At 61.8% G+C, this 22,307-nt stretch carries 23 protein-coding genes and 1 pseudogene; 12 read left to right on the forward strand and 12 right to left on the reverse strand.

All coding sequences use genetic code 11. The features are described from left to right. Nucleotides 1-26: 26 nt before the first annotated feature. Nucleotides 27-1,685, reverse strand: a complete 1,659-nt coding sequence (locus AB7951_RS23575) for an electron transfer flavoprotein-ubiquinone oxidoreductase (protein WP_439057165.1) — start codon at nucleotides 1,683-1,685, stop codon at nucleotides 27-29. 156 nt (nucleotides 1,686-1,841) lie between these two features. Between AB7951_RS23575 and AB7951_RS23580 the strand changes: the two genes are divergently transcribed. Beyond that, the gene (locus AB7951_RS23580) at nucleotides 1,842-2,675 is read left to right on the forward strand and encodes a uracil-DNA glycosylase (protein WP_439062171.1); all 834 of its coding nucleotides are present in this window, start codon (nucleotides 1,842-1,844) and stop codon (nucleotides 2,673-2,675) included. Here the strand turns inward: AB7951_RS23580 and AB7951_RS23585 are convergent. The 4 genes from AB7951_RS23585 to AB7951_RS23600 form a co-directional block, all read right to left on the reverse strand. Continuing rightward, the gene (locus AB7951_RS23585; RefSeq protein ID WP_120288417.1) at nucleotides 2,672-4,180 is read right to left on the reverse strand and encodes a glycosyltransferase family 39 protein; all 1,509 of its coding nucleotides are present in this window, start codon (nucleotides 4,178-4,180) and stop codon (nucleotides 2,672-2,674) included. The two genes, AB7951_RS23580 and AB7951_RS23585, sit on opposite strands and share 4 nt — an antisense overlap. An 82-nt stretch (nucleotides 4,181-4,262) precedes the next feature. Beyond that, complete coding sequence (locus AB7951_RS23590; protein WP_439062170.1) at nucleotides 4,263-4,997, reverse strand: ribonuclease HII; 735 nt, start codon at nucleotides 4,995-4,997, stop codon at nucleotides 4,263-4,265. 75 nt (nucleotides 4,998-5,072) lie between these two features. Next, entirely contained in the window at nucleotides 5,073-5,525 is a 453-nt protein-coding gene (locus tag AB7951_RS23595; protein ID WP_120289109.1) for a VOC family protein, read from the reverse strand. 117 nt (nucleotides 5,526-5,642) lie between these two features. Beyond that, nucleotides 5,643-6,806: a PA0069 family radical SAM protein gene (locus tag AB7951_RS23600; protein WP_120288415.1), complete on the reverse strand. Its 1,164-nt coding sequence runs from the start codon at nucleotides 6,804-6,806 to the stop codon at nucleotides 5,643-5,645. Between the two features lie 204 nt (nucleotides 6,807-7,010). Between AB7951_RS23600 and AB7951_RS23605 the strand changes: the two genes are divergently transcribed. Together AB7951_RS23605 and AB7951_RS23610 are read left to right on the forward strand one after the other, a co-directional pair. Beyond that, entirely contained in the window at nucleotides 7,011-7,580 is a 570-nt protein-coding gene (locus AB7951_RS23605; protein WP_089262399.1) for a glycosyltransferase, read from the forward strand. A gap of 35 nt (nucleotides 7,581-7,615) precedes the next feature. Further along, a pseudogene (locus AB7951_RS23610) lies at nucleotides 7,616-8,089 on the forward strand (GNAT family N-acetyltransferase); the annotation flags it as partial. Here AB7951_RS23610 and moaB read toward each other — a convergent pair. Together moaB and ypfJ are read right to left on the reverse strand one after the other, a co-directional pair. Next, on the reverse strand, nucleotides 8,086-8,646 hold the full coding sequence (gene moaB / locus AB7951_RS23615) for a molybdenum cofactor biosynthesis protein B (RefSeq protein WP_120288413.1): 561 nt from the start codon (nucleotides 8,644-8,646) through the stop codon (nucleotides 8,086-8,088). The pseudogene AB7951_RS23610 and the gene moaB overlap by 4 nt on opposite strands. A 5-nt stretch (nucleotides 8,647-8,651) precedes the next feature. After that, the gene (gene ypfJ, locus AB7951_RS23620) at nucleotides 8,652-9,593 is read right to left on the reverse strand and encodes a KPN_02809 family neutral zinc metallopeptidase (RefSeq protein ID WP_089262405.1); all 942 of its coding nucleotides are present in this window, start codon (nucleotides 9,591-9,593) and stop codon (nucleotides 8,652-8,654) included. Between the two features lie 240 nt (nucleotides 9,594-9,833). Here ypfJ and AB7951_RS23625 point away from each other — a divergent pair, with 240 nt between their 5' ends. Next, the gene (locus AB7951_RS23625; protein ID WP_093759553.1) at nucleotides 9,834-10,967 is read left to right on the forward strand and encodes a site-specific DNA-methyltransferase; all 1,134 of its coding nucleotides are present in this window, start codon (nucleotides 9,834-9,836) and stop codon (nucleotides 10,965-10,967) included. A gap of 150 nt (nucleotides 10,968-11,117) precedes the next feature. Further along, complete coding sequence (locus tag AB7951_RS23630; RefSeq protein WP_439062169.1) at nucleotides 11,118-11,804, forward strand: glutathione S-transferase family protein; 687 nt, start codon at nucleotides 11,118-11,120, stop codon at nucleotides 11,802-11,804. Nucleotides 11,805-11,857: 53 nt separating this feature from the next. On the opposite strand, the gene AB7951_RS23635 is transcribed toward AB7951_RS23630, so the two are convergent. Further along, nucleotides 11,858-12,286 (reverse strand): nuclear transport factor 2 family protein, encoded by a 429-nt coding sequence (locus AB7951_RS23635; protein ID WP_089262411.1) that lies wholly within the window; start codon nucleotides 12,284-12,286, stop codon nucleotides 11,858-11,860. Nucleotides 12,287-12,377: 91 nt separating this feature from the next. On the opposite strand from AB7951_RS23635, the gene AB7951_RS23640 reads away from it, so the two are divergent. Continuing rightward, a complete protein-coding gene (locus AB7951_RS23640; RefSeq protein WP_439062168.1) occupies nucleotides 12,378-13,301 on the forward strand; it encodes a LysR family transcriptional regulator in 924 nt (307 codons plus the stop codon). A gap of 156 nt (nucleotides 13,302-13,457) precedes the next feature. Then, nucleotides 13,458-13,793 (forward strand): hypothetical protein, encoded by a 336-nt coding sequence (locus AB7951_RS23645; RefSeq protein ID WP_439062167.1) that lies wholly within the window; start codon nucleotides 13,458-13,460, stop codon nucleotides 13,791-13,793. Nucleotides 13,794-13,871: 78 nt separating this feature from the next. Here the strand turns inward: AB7951_RS23645 and AB7951_RS23650 are convergent, their stop codons facing one another. Further along, a complete protein-coding gene (locus AB7951_RS23650; RefSeq protein ID WP_439062166.1) occupies nucleotides 13,872-15,197 on the reverse strand; it encodes a methyl-accepting chemotaxis protein in 1,326 nt (441 codons plus the stop codon). Continuing rightward, nucleotides 15,160-15,696 (reverse strand): PAS domain-containing protein, encoded by a 537-nt coding sequence (locus tag AB7951_RS23655; protein WP_439062165.1) that lies wholly within the window; start codon nucleotides 15,694-15,696, stop codon nucleotides 15,160-15,162. The genes AB7951_RS23650 and AB7951_RS23655 overlap by 38 nt, the downstream gene beginning before the upstream one ends. 205 nt (nucleotides 15,697-15,901) lie before the next feature. Between AB7951_RS23655 and AB7951_RS23660 the strand changes: the two genes are divergently transcribed. Next, nucleotides 15,902-17,191 (forward strand): flavin-dependent oxidoreductase, encoded by a 1,290-nt coding sequence (locus AB7951_RS23660; protein WP_439062164.1) that lies wholly within the window; start codon nucleotides 15,902-15,904, stop codon nucleotides 17,189-17,191. Between the two features lie 45 nt (nucleotides 17,192-17,236). On the opposite strand, the gene mutY is transcribed toward AB7951_RS23660, so the two are convergent. Next, a complete protein-coding gene (mutY, locus tag AB7951_RS23665) occupies nucleotides 17,237-18,349 on the reverse strand; it encodes an A/G-specific adenine glycosylase (protein ID WP_439062163.1) in 1,113 nt (370 codons plus the stop codon). A gap of 28 nt (nucleotides 18,350-18,377) precedes the next feature. On the opposite strand from mutY, the gene AB7951_RS23670 reads away from it, so the two are divergent. The 4 genes from AB7951_RS23670 (at nucleotide 18,378) to AB7951_RS23685 (ending at nucleotide 20,907) form a co-directional block, all read left to right on the forward strand. After that, nucleotides 18,378-18,857, forward strand: coding sequence for a DUF721 domain-containing protein (locus tag AB7951_RS23670; protein WP_068733742.1), 480 nt, complete (start codon nucleotides 18,378-18,380; stop codon nucleotides 18,855-18,857). A gap of 105 nt (nucleotides 18,858-18,962) precedes the next feature. After that, entirely contained in the window at nucleotides 18,963-19,619 is a 657-nt protein-coding gene (locus AB7951_RS23675) for a DsbA family protein (protein ID WP_089262423.1), read from the forward strand. A gap of 62 nt (nucleotides 19,620-19,681) precedes the next feature. After that, nucleotides 19,682-20,026, forward strand: coding sequence for a DMT family transporter (locus AB7951_RS23680; protein WP_439062162.1), 345 nt, complete (start codon nucleotides 19,682-19,684; stop codon nucleotides 20,024-20,026). 617 nt (nucleotides 20,027-20,643) lie between these two features. After that, nucleotides 20,644-20,907 carry a hypothetical protein gene (locus AB7951_RS23685; RefSeq protein WP_439062161.1) on the forward strand — a complete coding sequence of 88 codons (264 nt, stop codon included), beginning with the start codon at nucleotides 20,644-20,646 and terminating at the stop codon, nucleotides 20,905-20,907. A gap of 299 nt (nucleotides 20,908-21,206) precedes the next feature. Here AB7951_RS23685 and AB7951_RS23690 read toward each other — a convergent pair whose 3' ends face one another. Then, nucleotides 21,207-22,163 (reverse strand): Abi family protein, encoded by a 957-nt coding sequence (locus AB7951_RS23690; RefSeq protein WP_439068738.1) that lies wholly within the window; start codon nucleotides 22,161-22,163, stop codon nucleotides 21,207-21,209. Nucleotides 22,164-22,307 lie beyond the last annotated feature (144 nt).

Here is a 22,307-nt window from a genome sequence, read left to right on the forward strand (position 1 = left end):
TCACACAATCGTAATCAGCGAACCGGTTACATCGCCTCGTAGTTCGGGCCGCCGCCACCTTCCGGCGGAACCCAGGTGATGTTCCCGTTGGGATCCTTCACGTCGCAGGTTTTGCAGTGGACGCAATTCTGCGCATTGATCTGGAATCGCGCACCGCTCGACTCTTCAACCCACTCATAGACGCCTGCCGGGCAATAGCGATTTGACGGGCCGGCAAAGACGTCGTGCTCCGACGACTTCTGCAGTGCCATGTCGGCAACCTTGAGATGGATCGGCTGGTCCTCCTCGTGATTGGTGTTCGACAGAAACACCGAGGACAGGCGATCGAAGGTGATCTTGCCGTCCGGCTTCGGATAGACGATCGGCTGATACTGCTTGGCGGGCTTGAGCGCCTTGCGATCAGGCTTCTCATGCTTCTGCGTGCCGAACAGCGAGAAGCCGAACGTGTTGCACCACATGTCGAAGCCGCCGAGCGCGTTGCCGAGGAGGGTCCCGAACTTGGACCACAGCGGCTTGGCGTTGCGGACCGGATAGAGATCCTTGCCGATCGAGGACAACCGCCAGCCGGCCTCGTATTCCATCAACTCGTCATTGGCGCGACCTGCAGCCAGCGCAGCGGAGACGTGCTCGGCAGCCTGCATGCCTGACGCCATGGCGTTGTGAACACCCTTGATGCGCGGCACGTTGACGAAGCCTGCGGCGCAGCCGATCAGCGCCCCGCCCGGGAAGACCAGCTTCGGCACCGACTGGTAGCCGCCCTCGGTGATCGCACGCGAACCGTAGGCGAGGCGCTTGCCGCCTTCGAATGTGTCGCGGATCAGCGGATGGGTCTTGAAGCGCTGGAATTCCTCGAACGGATAGAGATAGGGGTTTTCGTAGTTCAGGTGCAGCACGAAGCCGACAGCCACGAGGTTATCGTCGTAGTGGTACAGGAACGTGCCGCCGCCCACGTCATTGTCGAGCGGCCAGCCGAACGAGTGCTTCACCGTGCCCTTCTGGTGCTTGGCCGGATCGATCTGCCAGACTTCCTTGATGCCGATGCCGAACTTGCCGGGCTCGCAATCCTTGTCGAGGGCGAATTTGGCGATGATCTGCTTGGTCAGCGAACCACGCGCGCCTTCGGCGAACAGCGTGTATTTGCCGAGCAGTTCCATGCCTCGGGTGAACGAATCCTTCGGCTTGCCGTCGCGGCCGATACCCATGTCGCCAGTGGCGATGCCGCGCACGGCGCCATTGTCGTCATACAGCGTCTCGGCAGCCGCGAAGCCGGGATAGATTTCGACGCCAAGCGCTTCCGCCTTCGCACCCAGCCAACGGCACACCATGCCAAGCGAGGTGATGTAGCAGTGATGATTGTTCATCAGCGGCGGCATCAAGAAGTTCGGTAGCTTGAAGCCGCCGGTCTTGGTCATGAAATAGAACTGGTCGTCCTTGACCTGGGTCTTGAGCGGGCAGTCTGCATCTTCGCGCCAATCCGGGATCAGCTTGTCGAGATTGACGGGATCGATCACCGCGCCGGACAGGATGTGCGCACCGACTTCGGAACCCTTTTCCACCACGACAATGGACAGGTCCGCATTGAGCTGTTTCAGCCGGATCGCGGCCGACAGACCGGAGGGCCCGGCACCGACGATGACGACGTCGAATTCCATGGACTCGCGCGGCGGAAGTTCTTCAGTGCTCATAATCTCGTCTCAGACCCGTTTCCAACCCGTTCAGAACGCTTCTAAGGGCTGTTGTTTCCGATTTTTGACGGAAGAACAACCACCTAAATGCACAGGGGGCGTTTCGCTGGGCGGCGATCCGGCCTAGATTGCTGGCATGCCTGTGACCCCCCTCTCATGACGCCTGAACCCCACCCCAGCGTTGCGCAACTGCTCGCCTTTTATCTGGAGGCCGGGGTCGATTGCGCATTGATGGATGAGCCGGTGAACCGGCTGTCGGACGACCTCCCGCCGCCTGCCCGGGAGCTGTCCGACAGCGCGCCGAAGCGACCACCGCTCAATGGCATGCCGCCGCCCCCAGCACGCCCACCCGCCCGTGTCGAGGTCGCCCCAGACATTGCCATCGCTGCCGCCCGGGACGCCGCACGCACCGCGCCCTCGCTTGAGGTGCTGCGTGGCATGCTGGATAGATTCGACGGCTGCGCCCTGAAATCGACTGCGACCCAACTGGTGTTTGCCGATGGCAATCCGCAGGCGCGGATCATGTTCGTCGGCGAGGCGCCGGGCCGCGACGAGGACATCGAAGGCCTGCCCTTTGTCGGCCGCTCCGGCAAACTGCTCGACCTGATGATGCGCGCCATCGGCCTGAAGCGCACCGACGTCTATATCGCCAATGTCATTCCATGGCGGCCGCCGGGCAACCGCACGCCGACGCCGCAGGAGACGCAGATCTGCCTGCCGTTCATCCAGCGCCAGATCGAGCTGGTGAATCCGGACATCCTCGTGACGCTGGGCAATCCCTCGACACAGACGCTGCTGCAGACCCGCGACGGCATCATGAAGTCGCGCGGCCGCTGGGTCGATTACGACACCGGCACCCGCAAGATCAAAGCGCTGGCGACGTTCCACCCCGCCTATCTGCTGCGCTCGCCGTCTTATAAGCGGATGACCTGGATGGATCTGCGTGCGATCGCAAAGGCGCTGGAAGCACCGTCGGGCAGGACCAGCTAGGGCGCCTTTGGCCGCACGATCGCCCAGCCGATCCGCAGCAAGGGTTGCCGGCCATTCACCAGACGTTCGAAGGCGCGCGGGACTTCCGGTACGAGGTTAGGGAAGCGCTGCGCGATCTCCGCGGGCGGCGTGCCGATCGTATCTGCCGCGCGCCACACCACGACGCCGCCGGTCTCGGCGAACTTCGCGGGCGTGATCCATGGCGTGCGCGAAGGCACTGCATCGTTCAGCAAATGCGGCCGTGACGCGCTCATCCCGATCAATGCTGCGAGTTGCGCATCGCCGGCCACCGCCGGCAATGACTTATTGGTCCGGCGCTCGAAGCTCTCGCCGAAGAAGCGCCCGATCTCGCGTGCAGGCAGCGCCGTCACATCTTCGGGGCCGTCGACCCAAGGCAGAATCACAAGACTGGCGAAGGCTGCGAGGGCCGGCGCGATGATGGCGAAGGCCCAGACCTTGCGCAGCACGCGCTGGCGCCGCAGCGCGATCAGATCGCCCGACGCCACGACGACGGCCAGACCCGACATGACCAGAGCAATGCCGGCGCCGCCGACAACGCGATCGAGGCCGTAAAGCGCGCCGAACAGGCTGCCGAGCAATCCCGGCGCGAGTGCGAAGAAAAACACATAGCCCCGCGCCGGCGGATCGACCGGTGGGCGGAAGATGATGGGAGCTTCCTCGGTCTTCGGAACGATGCGGCCCCAGTTCATCACCGTGAGAACGATCACGCCGGTAATTGACGCAAGCAGCCAGGCCATCAGCACGCCCCACTGCCGCGCCTGGCCGGCGATATCGGTCAGTTGCGGCGGTACAGGCACAATCGGTGCCCCGGCCCGGATCACCCACATGGCCCATGGCAATGTCAGCACCGCGATGACCAGTAAGGCATAAAGCGGGTCGAACGACGTCAGGTTACGGCGGCCACGCGAGGTCGCGAGACCGAAGACGAGCGGCAGCGGCAACAACCACATGGCATGAGGCGTGGTCAGCAGCAGCAGGCCGGCCTCGATGGACAGCGCGAACCAGGCATTGCGACGGCCCTGCCCGATCGCGAGCCAGGCATGCAGCAGGAACATCGCCCAGAGCGGACGCGCCAGGATCAGCGGGCCGAATTCGATGCTGGGCGTGCTAAAGGCCGTAACCGTCATAGTGAGCAGCACGGCGATGACAGCCTGCGGGCCGCCGACGATGGCACTGCCCAGCTGATAGACCGCGCGGAAGGTGAGGACGGCGCAGATCTGCGCCAGCAGATAGACACCGAAAACATGATTGCCGGCGGCCCGAAAGGCGATGTCGGCCAGCCAGAACGCCAGCGGCGGTCCCATATGGGTACCGACTTGATATTCCCGGCCATAGGCCAACACGGTGGCGAGATCGCCCGGCGGTCCGCGATACAGCAGCAGGGGGACGACGAGCCAGATCGCGGCCTGACACAGCACGACGATCCAGAACACCAGCCGTGGCCGGGCGCGGATCAGTTCGACGATCAGGGAGGTGAAACGCATTGAACGTCTGAACCGGCCAGCAGGGAATGAAGCGTGCTCAGGTGATACGGCGCAGAGCCAAGAGAGGCAACCGCCTGAGCGCTCAGGCGGATATCTCGATATCGATGGTGGTGTGGACTTCGATCAGACCCGCCGCACGGACGCCAGTCTGATGACGCGCACGCGCCGCAACAACCGGCGCGAACAGGCTGCGATGATGAATGCTGGGCCCCAATTCGTTCAGCGCGGCCATATGCTGCGGCACGCCATAACCTTTGTGCACCTCGAAACCATAGCCCGGACAATCCTCGGCCAGCCGGCACATCAGCCGGTCGCGCGACACCTTGGCGATGATCGAAGCTGCTGCGATGGAGAGCACCAACGCGTCGCCGCCAATGACCGCCTCGCAATCGGCCGTCGTGTCGATCTTGTCGCGGCCATCGACGAACACATGTTTCGGCGCGTCCGGGAGCGACGCGACGGCACGCGCCAGCGCCCAGAGCGACGCCCGCAGGATGTTGTCGCGGTCGATCCGGGCGGGTGATGCGTAGGCGACGGCAAATGACGACGTAGCGCAGATTTCCTCAAACAGCGCCTCGCGCTTGCTCTCTGTCAGCTTCTTGGAATCGTCGAGGCCTTTTGGAATGTTGTTCGGGTCCAACACAACCGCGGCGGCAACGACCGGTCCTGCCAGCGGACCACGCCCGGCCTCGTCGCAACCAGCCACCGGCCAGATGCCTCTCTCCAGCAGCGCGAATTCGCGCGTAAAGCATGGCGCGACAACGATCTTGCTCTTGCGCGGCTTGGCGGGGGGCTTCTTTTTCGCATCTCGAATCATCCGGCGATCCTGCTGAAGCAGGCCAACACGCGCAACCGGGAACTCGGGATCGTGCCCGCTATTCAGATTGCCGCTTTAATCGTCCAGATGCACCCGCCGGTCGTCGCCGACCTCGATCCCCGGTGCCGTCACCACGTCCCAGGCGTGCCCGTCCGGGTCCGCAAAGTAGCCGGAATAGCCACCGTAATCGGTCTTTCGCGCTGGCTTCAAAAGCGATCCACCACAATCGACAGCGAAAGCGAGGACCGCATCGACCTCGCCTTCGGAGCGGCAATTCCACGCCAGCGTGCTGCCGCGAAACGCCTGCGGCCTTGGATGGTCAGGCAATGTCGCGTCCTGCGCCAGTTGATCCCATGGAAACAGCGCGAGGACGCTGGCGCCGGTGTCAAAAAAGGCGATGGCCTCGCCAGAGGCACGGGCCTTTCGCGTAAAGCCCAGCGCTTCGTAGAACGCAATGCTCCTGCGCATATCCGCCACGCCCAACGTGATTACCGTCATGCGCGCGATCGGCGCCGGTGGTTTCGTCATCGTCATGCGTGTCACTCCTGTACTCACTCTATAGATCGAAAAGAGGGACGTTGGCAGGCTCTGGTTTCCTGCCAACGTCCCCTCTCCACCACTCCGTACGCTGCGAGACCTGCGGAGTTAGAACAGATTCAGTTGCTGACCGGCACCGGCCGGCTTCTCGAAATGATCGAGGGTGAGTTTCGAACGACGCTTGTTGAGGCCAAGCTTCGTGCAGGCGATCTCGAAGCGGCGACCGATCATCCAGGCCATCGGTCCGGTGCCCTTCATGCGCGTGCCCCATTGCGAGTCGTAATCGCGGCCACCGCGCATTTCGCGGATCAGCGTGAAGACATGGCGGTAGCGATCCGGATAATTCGCGATCAGCCATTCGCGAAACAGATCGCGCACTTCCATCGGTAGCCGCAACAAAACGTAACTGGCTTCCTTGACGCCGGCATGCGCGGCGGCATCGAGAATGCGCTCGATCTCGCTGTCATTCAGCGCGGGGATCACCGGCGCCACCATCACCGTGGTCGGAATGCCAGCCTCGGATAGCTGCCGCAAAGCTTCCAGCCGCTTCGACGGCGTCGACGCGCGCGGCTCCATGGTGCGCGCGAGCTTCGGATCGAGCGACGTCACCGACAGCGCCACTTTGACCAGATTGCGCTTCGCCATCCGCGCCAGGATATCGATATCGCGCGTCACCAAGGCAGACTTCGTGACGATGCCGACGGGATGGCCGGTCTTCTCCAGCACTTCGAGAATGCCGCGCATCACCTGCCGCTCGCGCTCGATCGGCTGATACGGATCGGTATTGGTACCGATCGCGATCATCTTCGGCTCGTATTCGGCGGCGGCCAGCTCCTTCTCGAGCAGCGCCGGCGCATCGGGCTTCACGAACAGTTTGGATTCGAAATCGATCCCGGGCGAGAGACCGAGATAGGCGTGGGTCGGCCGCGCGAAACAATAGACGCAGCCATGCTCGCAGCCGCGATAGGGATTGATCGAACGGTCGAAGCCGATATCCGGCGACTCATTGCGCGTGATGACCTTGCGCGCGGTGTCCGTCGCAACGGTCGTCTTGAACGGCGGCAATTCATCGAGGCTCTGCCAGCCATCATCAAAGGCTACCCGGGCCTCGGCCTCGTAGCGCCCGCTGTCGTTGGACTGGGCACCGCGGCCGCGCCGCCGCTGCTTGTCGATCGCCACTGCGATCTCGGGAAAAGGGGAAAGCGCACCCGCCGGCTTATCGGAGGGCGCCGGGACCGGCGGGTGCTTGAGGGCAGCGATCTGGCGACTCATGAAGCCACGATAGCGTACACATGGAACAAAGCAAGAACATAAATAGGGTGGCACACGGCCGGGGCACTGTGCATTCTCCCGCCGCCTTGCAGGGGCGGCCGAAAGTCGAACCGCCCCGAAATTGCAGCAGCCGCCGGTGCCGCATAGACTATGACGAAATGATAACGCGGCCACCCCGTTGTTGAGAGGTATTATCCGACACCCATGCTGAGCGTGATCATCCCCACCGAAGGCGTCGAACAGCCCGCTGTTGCCACACTGGCAGCGCTGGTGCCGGGCGCTGCTGCCGGTGTGATCCGCGAAGTGCTGCTGGTCGATCGCGCTGGCACCGATGTCATCGAACGTGTCGCCGATGTCGCCGGCTGCGGCTTCCTGACCTCGCAGGGATCGCGCGCCGCGGCGATGGCCGCCGGCGCCAAGCAGGCGCGCTCGCCCTGGCTAATGTTTCTCCATGCCGGCGCCGTGCTCGATGCCGGCTGGATCGAGGAGACCCAGCAATTCATCCAGCGCGTATCGACCAGCAACCGCCCCCGCGCGGGCATTTTCCGCTATGCGCGCTCGCCCTATGACGAGACCAATTTTCGCGATGGCCTGAAGCACCTGGTCCGGATGATCACAGGCCCCAAGGCCGATCAAGGTCTGCTGATTGCACGCGAACACTACGACCGTCTCGGGGGCTACGCACCCGATGCCCGGCGCTCCGAAGCGCGGCTGCTGCGCCAGCTCGGCCGCTCCTCACGCACATTGCTGCGCAGCCGGATCATCGTCGCCTGACCATGGCCGCCCAAGCCCCCGATGCCGTTCAGCTTGCAGTGCTACGCGATCTCCAGCCTGGCGATATCGACTGGGTCATCCGCAGTCACGGCGAACTCTATGCGAGTGAATACGGGTTCGATGCGTCCTTCAAGGCGCTGGTAGCTGACATCGCCGCAGAATTCGTCGCATCATGCGATGCCACGCGCGAACGCTGCTGGATCGCCGAGATGGACGGCGCGCCGGTCGGCTCGCTGTTTCTCGTGAAGGCATCCGACGACGTCGCCAAGTTTCGGCTCTTGCTGATCGATCCCAAGGCGCGCGGACAAAAGCTCGGCCAGCGCATGGTGACGGAATCCATCGCCTTTGCGCGGCAATGCGGTTATCGCAGGATCACGCTGTGGACCCAGAGCAATCTCGGCGCTGCGCGAAAAGTCTATCAGGATGCAGGTTTCGCGCTGGTCGCCACCGAGCCGCATCGCAGTTTCGGGCAGGATTTGATCGGCGAGACCTGGGAACTCGTGCTCTAGACCGACGCGCCCTTCGCCTTCGGGCGTCGCAAATGCTCATCCAGCCGCGGCATGATCTCCACGAAATTGCAGGGCCGCGTGCGGTAATCCAGTTGCGCGGCAAGGATGCCGTCCCAGCCATCGCGGCAGGCGCCGGGCGAACCCGGCAGGCAGAAGATAAATGTCGCGCCGGCGGTGCCAGCAGTCGCGCGGCTCTGGATCGTCGAGGTACCGATCTTGGCGTGGCTCAGCATGTGAAACGCAATCGAGAAACCATCCATCCGCTTCTCGAACAGCGGCTCGATGGCTTCCGGCGTGACATCGCGGCCGGTGAACCCCGTGCCGCCGGTCGTAATGATCGCGTCCACGCCGGGATCGGCAATCCATGCGCGCACGATCTTGCGGATCGCTTCGACATCGTCCGTGACGATCTCGCGCTTCGCCAACACGTGACCGGCCGATGTCAGCCGATCGGCCAGCGTCGCGCCGGACTTGTCGTCATCGAGCGACCGCGTGTCGGAAATCGTCAGTACCGCAATGTTGAGCGGTACGAAGGCTTTGGTCGTGTCGGGCTCCATCGTCGTTACAGTCGATCCGTCGCGAATGTATTGCAGGCCTGCACGGTGCCCTGCTGATAGCCGGTCATGAACCAGCGCTTGCGCTGTTCGGCAGAACCGTGCGTGAAGGAATCCGGCACGACGCGACCCTGTGCCTGACGTTGCAACGTATCGTCGCCGATGGCGGACGCGGTCTGCAGCGCAGCATCGATGTCGCCGGCTTCGAGGAAACCGGGGCGCTTCTTCGATTCGCGATTGACCCAGACGCCCGACAGACAATCGGCCTGCAACTCGACGCGGACCTGCAGCAGATTGGCCTCAGCCTTGCTGCCGGCCTGCTGCTGCAGGCGTGTCACGCGCGGAATGATCCCGAGCAGGTTCTGAATGTGATGGCCGGCTTCATGCGCAATGATATATGCCGCGGTAAATTTGCAGGCATTGCCCGAGCAACCGCGGAATTTGGTTTCAACCTGACGGAAGAAGCCGGTGTCGAGATAGATCTTCTTGTCGGGCGGACAGTAGAACGGCCCCATCGCCGACTGCGCATTGCCGCAGCGCCCGCCATTGGTGGCATTGCGAAACAGCACGATCTGCGGCCCGGTATATTTCTGCCCGCTCTCCTTGAAGATTTCGTCCCAGCGATCGTCGATCTCGCCGAGCACGCCGGAGATCATGCTGCCCATCTCGTCGGTGGGTGCGCCTGATTTCGTCGGCGTCGAGCGCCGATCGGTCTGATAGGTCGGCGCCTGCTGGCCGCCGGTGAGAATTTCTGCACCGCCGATAAGAATGCGCGGATCGATGCCGAACGCCCAGCCAACGAGGCCAAGCACAATCACCGTGCCGATGCCGAGACCACCGCCACCGCCCGGAATTCCGAAACCACCGCCACCTCCGCCGCCATATCCGCCGCCGCTATCGTCACGACGGTCGTCGATATTGTCGCTGCGACGGAAGTCATCGTAACGCATGAGGTAATTCCTTCATTTCAAGTCGCAGCATTTTAGACCGGTTTGACGCGATCCGAACACCATAACGCAATTGCAGCGTAAAATTTCCATTCCATTAAGCATTAACCTGCCCGGCAAAACTTGCCTAGTTCGAACTCGTTACCAATTAAGTCGATTTTTACTTTGCCCGGTCAATGTCTGCCTGTCGGTTGTTTAGTCCCGCGTCGCCGACAGCGTCGCCTGAGTCAGAGTAATTGAGTCATGGTTGTTTCGCGTCGCGGGGCGTCTGCAAGGGCGCCCCGCTCTCACTTCGAAACCTCTCCGAGCAGCAGCATCGTCATTGGTGATTGCGTCGCAGAGATGTCAAAACTCCCGGCAGGGTCGGTCGATCTGGTGTTCGCAGATCCGCCGTACAATCTGCAGCTGAAGGGCGATCTCAAGCGCCCCGATGAATCCCATGTCGATGCGGTGAATAATGACTGGGACAAGTTCTCGTCATTCGCCGCATATGACGACTTCACGCGCGCGTGGCTCCTGGCCGCACGCCGTATCATGAAGCCGTCGGCGACCTTGTGGGTCATTGGCTCCTACCACAACATTTTCCGCGTTGGCGCCATCATGCAGGACCTTGGCTTCTGGGTCCTGAACGATATCGTGTGGCGCAAATCCAACCCGATGCCGAATTTCCGTGGCCGTCGCTTCACCAATGCGCATGAGACCATGATCTGGGCTGCGCGCGATGAAAACGCGAAGGGCTACACGTTCAATTACGAAGCCCTCAAGGCCGCCAATGAAGACGTGCAGGCGCGTTCCGACTGGCTGATCCCGCTGTGCACCGGTGACGAACGCCTGAAGGGCTCGGACGGCAAGAAGGTTCACCCGACACAGAAGCCGGAAGGTCTGCTCGCCCGCGTGCTGCTGTCGTCGTCGAAACCCGGCGACCTCGTCATCGATCCGTTCAACGGCACCGGCACCACTGGCGCTGTCGCCAAGCGCCTCGGCCGCAATTACATCGGCTTCGAGCGTGACCGCGACTACGCCGCCGCTGCCGAAGCGCGCATCGCCGCGATCGAGCCACTGCCCGAGGCAACACTGGCGCCGTTCATGACCGCCCGCAGCGCGCCCCGCGTGGCGTTCTCGGAACTGGTCGAGCGCGGCATGATCTCGCCCGGTACCAAGCTGGTCGATCTCAAGAAGCGTCATGGTGCATTGGTGCGCGCCGACGGCGCCATCATGTTCGGCGACAAGGTCGGCTCGATCCATCGCATGGGCGCGATGGCCCAGGGCTCCGCCTCCTGCAACGGCTGGACGTTCTGGCACGTCGAGACCAAGAAGGGCCTGCGCTTGATCGACGAACTCCGCGCTGAAATCCGCAGCGAGATGGGCGCGGTCTAAAGTCCCCGCCCATGCCACCGGCCGGACGCATGCGCCCGGCCTTCGTCAAAACACCGCTTGCACTCCCCCTGAATTCCAAGCACGAGACGATGGTTCGCGCCCGCGGTCCTCGCCTCGCGCTTTGACGTACAAAATCCAGGGAGATTTGAGATGCTGAAGTTTTACTTCAACGGGTCGCCAAACCCGACCAAGGTCGCGCTGTTTCTGGAAGAAGCCGGCCTGGCCTATGAGCCGATCGCCATCGACACCCGCACCGGTGCGCAATTCAACCGGGACTTCCTCAAGGTCAATCCGAACGGCAAGGTGCCTGCAATCGACGACGACGGCGTCAAGGTGTTCGACAGCAACGCCATCCTGCTCTACCTCGCCGAGAAGACCGGCAAATTCCTGCCCGCCAACACCCCGGCCAATCGCGGCGAAATGCTGTCCTGGCTGATGTTCGTCGCCACCGGCGTCGGTCCGTTTTTCGGCCAAGCCGTGCACTTCAAGCATTTCGCGCCGGAGAAGGTCGACTACGCGCATAACCGCTATCAGTTCGAGGCGAAACGCCATCTCGGCGTGCTCAACGACCGCCTCGCCGGCCGTCAATATATGGTCGGTGACAGCTACACGATCGTCGACATGGATGTCTGGGGCTGGGTGCGGATGACCAACTTCATTCTCGGCGACGAGGGCTTTGCCCAATTCCCCAACGTAAAGCGCCTGCATGATGAGATCTCGGCGCGCCCGGCCGCTGCGAAGGCTGTCGCCCTGAAGGACACATTCAAGTTCAAGGCCGAGATGGACGACGAAGCCCGCGCCGCCATGTTCAAACATCTCGCCACCAGCGCAGCCTGATCACGAACCATTCGACGAAGGCCGGGCGCAACACTGCGCCCGGCATTTTTGTGTCAGGCAGGCACGCGCGCCATCTCCTCCGGGAAAGGACCCAACACCCGCTCCACAAGCGCAGTGTCGCAATATTCCTTGATCATGGTGATCTTGCCGTTCTCGACACGCCACACCATGCAATAATCGTTGTCGTAACGATCGCCGGTCTTGGTGACATTGTCGCCCTTGGCCTCGACCACCACCAGATTGCCTTCCGCAATGAAATTGGACGCGACCGTGCGCGGCCGGATGTCGAATAACGACCTGAAATGTCCCATCAGGCCGTTGAGGATCGCATCCTTCCCCTTGAACGTGCGTCCCCAGGAATACTGCCCGACGACGATCCAGCACGCATCATCGGCGAGATGATCGGCGAAGGTCGTGCCGCTGCGGTTGGCTGAATCGCTATAGACCTGCTGAATAAGCTTCTTGTTGTCTGCCGTGCTCATTGTTTTGCTCCATCGTTTGAACGATGACGCAGTATGGGTTGGACAATCCCCATTCTTCCAATCGATAGTCTGTATGATATATATTCGGCTCATGAATTTAGCCGCGCTCGATCTCAATCTGCTTGTCGCGCTCGATGCATTGCTGCTGGAAGGCAATGTCGGCCGAGCCGCGATGCGGATCGGCCTGTCGCAACCGGCGGCGAGCCACGCGCTGCGCCGGCTGCGCGACGTTCTCGGCGATCCTCTGCTGGTCCGCGTCGGCGCCCGCATGGAGCTGACGCCGCGCGCACAGGCCCTGCGCGGTCCACTTGCCCAGACACTGGAGCAAGTCCGCGGACTGTTCATCCCGGATGTCTTCGACGCCCGCCAAAGCGACCGGCACTTTCGGCTGATGATGCCGGATCTGGCCGTCGAACTGCTGATGCCGCCATTGATGAAGAAGCTCGACAGCGTCGCGCCGGGCGTCCAGATCAACGTCGTGCCATGGCGCGGCCCGGCGATCATGACGGCGGAATTCGCCCGCAGCCTCGACATGGTGATCAGCATCGGCAACGCCTTCAACGGCTTCCATCGTCAGTTGCTCTATGTCGATTCCGATGCCCTCGCCGTCCGCAGGGGCCATCCGGCGGCATCGCGCCTGAAAACGACCGAGGGGTTTCTCAAAGCCCGTCATATCGCCGTGGTGCTCCGCGGCCAGAGCGAAGATCTGATCGACGACTGGCTGCGCAGCAAGAAACTGGAGCGGCAGATCGCCCTCGTCGTGCCGAGCTATATCGAGGCGCTGCACGTTGTGGCGCGCACCGATCTCGTGGCCTTTGTGCCGCGACGCCTGATCGCCGCATTGGCTCAGCCGCTATCGCTCACAATCATTGCCCCACCGCTCGATCCCGGCATCGACGAACAATTCATGTTCACGCCGACACGCGCGCAATTCGATTCCGGATCGATCTGGCTCCGCAAGATCATGCTGGAGACCGGCCGCGAACTCGACCCGCCAAAGCGCCGCACGGCCTGACGCAGCGCGCCTCGGTCAATTTTGCCGGCAAAGCTTGCCGGCAGGCAACGCCTGACAGCTACTACAAATACCTAACCGCTTATGATTTCTGAATATTTCTGATGGCCTGATTTTTGCGTAGCGGGTCGCAAACATCTCACAGCAAGAGAAATTCAGATGTCGAACTCCATTATCTCCAGCATGCAGTCCTTCAAGCTTCCGACCAGACTGCAGCCATCCGACAAGGCCGAGAGCGGCCTCGGCAATGCAACAGTGATAGCAAAATCGCCGGAAGAGAAATTCCTCGACTACGCGAAAAAGACGCCAGCAGAAAAAATGCGCGACGCGCTGCTGTCGAGCATCGGCGTAACGGAAGAAGAATTGAACAACATGTCGCCGGAGCAACGCCGGGAGGTCGAGCAGAAGATTGCCGACAAGATCAAGGAAGCCGTGAACAAGAAGACCGAGAATGGCGGCAGCGCCAGCGGCTTCTTCACGGATATCAGCGCCTAACAGGCGCGCCTTTCACCACAAACGAAATTGGCGCCGCAACGGCGCCAATCCCAGATCATTCGAAATGAGCGGACGCGATCAGCGCGCGGCAGCCTGGCGTACCAGATTTTGCCGGGCCTCGCCGAGATAGCCGCGGATTTCCTTGGTCAGCAATCCCGACTGCGACGACAGATCGCCCGATGCCACCATGGTCGATGTGGCGAGTTGTTCGGTGTCCTTGGCCGTCGTTGCCAGCGACTGGATGTTGGTCGAGATCTCACGCACGACAGCGAAGGCCTCGTCGATGTTGCGCGCGATATCGGCCGTTGCCGCCGACTGCGCTTCGGAGGCGCTCGCGACCTTGCCGGTGATCTCGTTCACTTCCGCGATCACGGTGCCGATCTCGGTGATCGACGAGGAGACCTTGTCGGTCGCCGACTGAACCTGGCCGATTTCCTTCTCGATCTCGGCGGTAAAGTTGGCGGTCTGTGTCGCCAGTGCCTTCACTTCATGCGCCACCACTGCGAAACCACGACCGGCATCGCCTGCGCGGGCCGCCTCGATTGTTGCGTTCAGCGCCAGCAGATTGGTCTGGCTGGCAATCACATTGATCGAAGTCACGACTTCACTGATGCGCACCGCAACGGCGCGAAGCACATCGACATTGCTGGCAGCATCGGCGACCCGTTCGACGGCGCGCCCGGCAATCGCGGCCGAGCGATTGACGTCGGCGCCGACTTCGCTGGCGCTGGACGACAGCCGCGCTGTGGCCGAAGCCACCGATTGCATGTTGGCGGACGCCTGCTCGGATGCCGCCGCCACCGACGTGACGCGGGTCAATGTCGAGGATGCGCCGGTCCGCAGATTGCCTGCGGTGCTGCTCATCTCGACCGCGCCGCTGTCGAGTGCGGATACGATGCCACCCACTGTAGATTCGAGCTGGCTGGTCTGGCGCTCGAAATTCCTGATGCGGTCGGCAATATTGTCGGTCGCCGCATTCATCGCTTTCGCACCGTGCAGCAGGCCGCCATGCAATCCGCCCGGCAGGATGCGCCGGTAATATTTGTTGTCGTTGAGCGCTGCCATCGCCGCGGTGGATTCGCGCACGAAAGCATCGCAGCCGTCGATCATATCATTGACGCTGTGCAGCAACTCGCCGGTCACGCCGCGTACCGGGATTCCAAGGATACGGGCCTCGAAATCACCCTGCGCGATGCGCTGGCAGGCGACGCGTGCCTTCTCGATCAGGCGCGCCGTCTTGCCCATCAGAACAAGCGCGACAATTGCCGCCGCGATCGCAACAGCCTGGCAGACCATGGCTGCGACCGGAAGACCGAAGAACTGAAGCACCAGAGCAAGCGCAGAGCCGGCAATGACGACGAGCGTGCTAAGCTGCGCTCTTGAGAGAAAACATAAGTTCGTCATAGCTGACTTTCTGGGATGCAACGAAATCGGTTAGGGCCTTGTAGCCGGCGGCGAGGGATTCCTTGCCGTTCACGTGCCGCTTCTCGATTGCCAGCACGTCGGCATATACAGGCGCGATCGTCTTCTTGATGAGATCCGGCGGCGGGACACGGCGATTGGAATGATAGCCAGCGATCTTGCCGTCGAGACCATAGGACGGCGTGACATGGGCGAAGACCCAGTAGTGATCGCCATTGCTCGCCATGTTCTTCACAAAGGCGAAAATCTCGCGGCGCTCCTCGACCGTGTCCCAGAGCAGCTTGAAGACGCTGCGCGGCATATCGGGATGACGGATCAGGCTGTGCGGCTGGCCGAGCAGGTCGGCCTCTTCGTAACCGGCCATCTTGCAGAACAGACGGTTCACATAGGTCATGCGCCCCTTGAGATCCGTCTTGGATACGATGAGCTCCGACGCCGGAAAGAAAGTCTCGCGGCCACTCGGCTTAATCTGGTTGGACATCATTGACCTGTCGGTGACCGATTCACCCCAAAAGTAGTGCTACCGGTATTAGGGAACGCGGCTGAATTTTGCGTTAAGGTTCTGTCCACCATGAATTCGCTGCCGGCGGACGATCCGGACGCGTTTTTCCGTCGCGATCGTCCCAGTTGCCGCCATCGCCTCTCCCGTGCCATGACCTCGATCAAATCGAGGGGGAGGCAACAAAATGACCGTTCTCATTGCAGGCGGCGGAATTGGCGGACTGACGCTCGCGCTCAGCCTGCATCAGATCGGCGTGCCATGCCGCGTGTTTGAAAGCGTGCCGGCACTCAGGCCGCTCGGCGTCGGCATCAATGTGCTGCCGCATGCGGTGCGCGAGCTGATCGAGCTCGGCCTGCACGACCAGCTCGACGCGTCCGGCGTGCGCACCCGCGAACTCGCCTTCTTCTCCAAGCACGGCAAGCCGATCTGGAGCGAACCGCGCGGCATCGAGGCCGGCTACAAATGGCCGCAGTTCTCGATCCACCGCGGCAGGCTGCAGCAGATCCTGCTCGACACCGCCATCGAACGCCTCGGCGCCGAGAACATCCTCACCAGCCATCATTTGACCGGCTGGACGGAAACGCCCGATGGCGTCCGCGCCGACTTCATCGACAAGGTCACCGGCAAATCCGCTGGCAGCTATAACGGCACGCTGTTGATCGCCGCCGATGGCATCCATTCGGCGATCCGCCAGAAGCTCTATCCGGAGGAAGGCGCGCCGCTGTGGAACGGCCGCATTCTCTGGCGCGGCATCACCAAGAGCGATGCATTCCTGACCGGCCGCACCATGATCATGGCTGGCCACGAGATCCTGAAATTCGTCTGCTACCCGATCTCGCAGGAGCCGGATGCCAACGGAAAGTATGACATCAACTGGGTCGCCGAACGGCACATGCCGCCGACTTATGAGTGGCGCCGCGAGGATTACAACCGCGCGGCGCGGCTCGACGAGTTTCTGCCCTGGTTCAAGGACTGGCGCTTCGACTGGCTCGACGTGCCCGGCCTGATCAGCAACTGCCCGCACGCCTATGAATATCCGCTGGTCGATCGCGATCCGGTCGATCGCTGGACCTTCGGCCGCGTGACGCTGATGGGCGACGCCGCGCATCCGATGTATCCGATTGGCTCCAACGGCGCGTCGCAGGCCATCCTCGATGCGCGCGTACTGACGCGGGAGCTTCTTGCGCTTGGTGAAGTGCCGGCCGCGCTCGAAGCCTATGAGGCCGAACGACGCCCCGCGACCACCGACCTCGTGATGCTGAACCGCCGCAACGGACCGGAACAGGTCATGCAGATCGTCGAGGAGCGCGCGCCTGAGGGCTTCAACGTCGTCACCGACGTGCTGTCGCAGCAGGAACTCGAAGACATCGCCGCCAACTACAAGCGCGTCGCCGGTTTTCAGGTTGAAGGGCTCAACGCGAAGCCGCCGATCGTGACGCTGCCGCAATCGTCACAACTTTCCAGCGCGAGTTGATGCAGCTCGCGCGCTGGCGCGCATTCAAGCGTCCGGATTCAAACTTCAATCCAGTCCATGCGCGATGACCTTGCGCATGACGTTCGGCAGAGCTTCGTCGTCCAATGTTGCGATCGGGACCCAGCGCATCCCCTCCGGGGGGCGGGTGCGGGGGGGCACATGCGCCGTATAGACGGTGAGCTCCAGCGGGAAGTGAGTGAAGATATGGGTGACCGCGCCGACTTTGCGATGCCACGCCGTGAGATTTTTCAAAGTGGGCGCCTGCGTCAAGGCATCCTTGTCGTCGTGACCGGCGAGCCATTCCGATGACGGCACTTCGGTCATGTTTCCCAGCAGGCCCTTTTCCGGGCGGGTGCGCACCAAGAGTTCGTTGCCGCGCGTCACCACGAACGCCGCACCACGCCGCAGTGTGCCGGCCTTCTTCGGCGCCTTTCGCGGAAACGTCTCCTGATCGCCGCGCGTTCTGGCGGCGCAATCGTCATTGATCGGGCACAGCGCGCAGGCAGGTTTCTTGGGCGTGCAGATGGTGGAGCCGAGATCCATCAGCGCCTGGGCGCTGTCGCCGGCCCGCGAGGGACCAAGCAGCGTCGCAGCCAGGCCCACGATGACGGGCTTGGATTTCGGCAGCGGTTCTTCCACCGCATAGAGCCGCGACGTCACGCGCTCGATATTGCCATCTACCGGCATGCATTGGCGGCCGAAGGCAATCGCGGCGATGGCTGACGCCGTATAGGGCCCGATGCCGGGCAACGCGCGCAGGCCGTCTTCGGTATCCGGGAAGGCTCCGCCATGATCGCGCAGCACGGTGACGGCGCAGGCGTGGAGATTGCGCGCACGGGAGTAATAGCCAAGCCCGGCCCACATCCGCAGCACATCGTCCTGCGAGGCGCTGCCGAGATCGCTCACCGTGGGCCAGCGCGCCAGGAACTTGGCGAAATACGGCCCGACCGCCTGCACGGTGGTCTGCTGCAGCATGATTTCCGACAGCCAGACCCGGTAGGGATCGATGCCCTCGCCGGGCAATGGCCGCCACGGCAAGCGGCGGCGATGCTTGTCATACCAGGCGAGCAGTTGCGCCGGACGCTTGGCGGCGGCGCTTTCCCCGCTATCCCGTGCGGAAGGTTTCTTTCGTCGGGTGGCGGCGGCTGATAGACTCATGGCGACCATGTATCCAAAACGCCCGACCATGAACAAGCCCGGCTATATCTCGGCGAAACCGCTCTCCGTCCTGCTCGGCGGGGTGTTTGCCGATGCCTATGCCAAACAGGGCTTTGCTTCGCGCGAGCTGGTGACACGCTGGGCGGAAATCGCCGGCCAGCAGGTGGCGAATTTTTCGGAGCCGTTGAAGATCCAGTGGCCGCGCCCCGTCGAAGGCCAGCCGCAGGAGCCGGCGACGCTCATCCTGCGCGTCGAGGGGCCGATGGCGCTGGAGATCCAGCATTCGTCGGATGCGATCCTGCAGCGGGTGAATCGCTTTTTCGGCTGGAACGCGGTCGGCAAGATCGCGCTGCGCCAGGCGCCGCTGTCACGGCCGCAGCCTCGCCGCACCGTGAAGCCGCCGGATGCAAAGGCCATCGCCCAGGTGGCGGAAACGCTGCCCGAGGTCGAGGACGACGCCTTGCGCGAGGCACTGGCGCGGCTCGGCGCCTCGATCAAGCGAAGTTGAGGCTTTCCAGCTCGCCCGGAACCGGCGCGTGCTTGCCACATTTGTGGTTTCAAGTTAGCGAAGCGAACCTTTTCCCGGCGTCCGCCGCCGCTTTGGAGCATTCCTTTGATCATCACGCGCCGTGACTTCACCGCCGCCCTTGCCCTGACCGGCGCCGCAGCAGCCATCGGCCTGTCGCCGCTGCAGCTGATCTCCGAGGCATTCGCGCAGAACGCCGTCGACGTCGCCAAGCCGGTGTCGCTGCCCGACATGGCGCTCGGCCCGAAGGATGCCGCCGTCACCGTCACCGAATATGCCTCGATGACCTGCCCGCATTGCGCGGCCTTCACCGAGCAGGTGTTTCCGAAGATCAAGGAAGCCTTCATCGACACCAACAAGATCCGCTTCGTGTTCCGCGAATTCCCGCTCGACATCAAGGCCGCCGCCGGCTCGATGCTGGCGCGCTGCATCGCCAAGGAAGATTCGGGCAAGTATTTCGCCGTCATCGACATGCTGTTCAAGCAGCAGAACGATTGGGTGATGAAGGACACTGCCGCGACTCTGACCCGCATCGGCAAGCAGGCCGGCCTCAGCCAGCAGGCCGTGGAAGAATGCCTGAAGGACCAGGCGCTGCTCGACAAGATCGCCGCTGACCAGAAATACGCCAATGAAGTGCTGAAGGTGAACTCGACACCGACCTTCTTCATCAATGGCGAAATGCTGAAGGGCGAGCAGTCGTTCGAGGAATTCTCCAAGAAGATCACCCCGCTGCTGAAGAGCTGAGGTCTTCTTGTCCCTCCCTCGTTTTTGCGCGGGGAGGGATTCCTGAACGCCCGAGCCCTTTCATGACCCCGACCTTCTTCAACTACGCCGCCCTCGGCTGCGCCATCGTGCTGGAGACCATCGGCACGGCGCTGCTGGCGCAGTCGCAGCAGTTCACGAAGCTCTGGCCGACGTTCGGCATGGCCGTCTGCTACATCCTGTCGCTCTATTTCCTGTCGCACGCGCTGAAAGTGATGCCGGTCGGCATCGCCTATGCGATCTGGAGCGGGCTCGGCATCGTGCTGATTTCGGCGGTGAGCTATTTCGCGTTCCGGCAGGCGCTCGATCTCGCCGCCATTATCGGCATCGGCTTCATCCTGACCGGCGTTGTCATCGTCAACGCGTTCTCGGCCAGCGCGTCGCATTAGCGCGCTGCCGCGCCATCGTGTTCTCTGATTCTTCGCTTCAAACAGCCAAGCTCTCGCAGTCTCGCGGCGCTTGCGCGTCCGAGGTGTGAGCAGTCCCCCTCCTGAAACATGAGGGGCGGCGGCGCGCCATCAGGCGCAAAGGGTGGTGTCTGTCGCGATCCGCTCCACCGGAACGCCGGCAAGCTGCAACCGCGCAACGCCTTGAGGGCGCGCCACCGCGACGTCTTTTTAGCTGAGGGACCGTTCTTCCGGGTAAAGGGCAGAGCTCCGCACTCCGCTTATCCCGACGATTTCGCGCCGTTCACCAATACCACGTCCAGCCAGCATGAGTGGCAGAGCCCCGTAGTGGGCCCGGACGGTGACCCCAAGCCTCCCGAGTGTGCGGGGTACGTCATCCCACACCCGCAGGCGCCGCATCCTGTCCCACCTCAAGACGCCTCATGAAGCGCCCCTCGCGAACCGGATAAGATTTGATTATAATCTCATAGGAAAACTGTCAAGTGCCCGCCGCGCATCTTTTTGATGCCGGATGCAACTGAAGCCGCGCTCATGCGTTCATGTAGTTCACCCAAAAGAATAGTTCAGTTCCCCTCGTCCAACCCGATGAGACTTGCCCCATGCCGACACGCGCCAGCCACCTGCCGCATTATGTCGAGCGCACCGCGCTTCAGAAACTCCGCGACACGCCGGGCCTGCTCGCGCTGCATTTGATGCCTGCCGGGCCGAAGACCCTGTCCAAGATGGTCGAAAAGACCTGGATCGCGCTCCAGGCCGGCTCGCTGGTGCGTTATTGCATCACGCCCGAAGGCGAAGCCGCGCTGAAGGCCAAAATCCCGATGCCGCGCAACGCACAGACTCCGCCCGCTGACACCCTGCGATAGCAGACCGGCGACAGCCGCCAGTCGATAGCCGCGCGCCGCCGCGTCAGCCTATCTTAACGGATGACGCGCCTGCGGATTAACCCTGATTCCAGGTGTAAACGCGCGTTAAGGAACGCTTAAGCGCCATCTCCGCATTCTCGTCCCATTAGCGTGAGGGGCGTATCATGTTTGAAAATTTCATCTGCGAGATCATCGGCCTGGCATTTCTCGGCCTCTGCATCGCCGTGCTCGGCGCACCGCAGCAGCGTCGTCCGAATGGATATGCGCGGGACGTGTGAGGCACGCGTACCGATCATCATTCACGACCACAAATTTGTCTTATCCCAATCTGCCGGAAAGCCTGCCGATTTCAGGTTAACGACCGTAGAACTGGGGAAGTCAGACACGGTCGACTTGAACCGCGGCAACCACGTCGAATTCGGATTTATCGACTTCAGCAGATGCGCGCACAGACACGCCAATCCATAGATGCGTGTTTGAGCATTTGTATCACCGACAATATGCCCGAGATCAGGGACATCAACAGCAGAAGGCCATTTCGGCTGCACGACGCTGGGCTTGTTCCAAAATCGACTATGATGAGCGCAGATATTGCGAGCGACATTGATTGAACGAAGCCACGTCTCCATGACGTCGAAAGATGGCACGTTAAAAGTCTTAGCTACGGCAATCTGATCGGACTTACGCATTCCCGCATACAGAAATGACATCGTACCGAAGTCCCACAATTCTGCGGCTATCCAAATGGGAGGGATTTCACCAAAGTATTTTGTTCTAAAATGCTTCGCAAATTCCTCTTTTGACCTGTCAAACGCATCGTCGTTGCGAGCTAACCACTCGGCGTGTTGTGACTTGCCGGTTTTCTGATTTATCTGTCGCAGAAAATTGGGGTGAAGAGCCTTCGGATTTCTATGCGCATCCGCCCCTTGCTTGCCGAGTTGGAGAGTTATCTGAACACGTAGCGCTATTTCGATACGCTCAATGACGTCCAGGAAAACCAGGCGAAGCTTTTTGTCGAAGACGTACAGGTCTACGATTTCGGAGAATTTGGTACCACTTTTGAAGTCGTCGAGGACTTTCGTAATCCCGGCAACCTGCTTGGCTTCGCGATACGGATACCAGTATCCGCTGAGACGATAGTATCCGATTTTGTTGAGGTAGGACTCGGCAAGCGCCTCATCCGAAATGATCATCCCTCGCGATTTAATAAGGGCGAGCTGATCTTTTACGGTGAGGTAGGGCTTACTGTAGGCCATCAAGCGGACCTACAAAAAAGAAGACCGACCCGTACGCTTTCGCGCAGAGGGGCCGGCCATGTTGAAGAGACATATGATTCATGGGCACGAATCCGTCAAGGGGATATTTTTCTCACAACCGAGATCGATTGTTAACAACTATAA

It is taken from the genome of Tardiphaga sp. 285_C5_N1_2 (genome assembly GCF_052076065.1).
Classification (GTDB): Bacteria; Pseudomonadota; Alphaproteobacteria; order Rhizobiales; family Xanthobacteraceae; genus Tardiphaga; species Tardiphaga robiniae.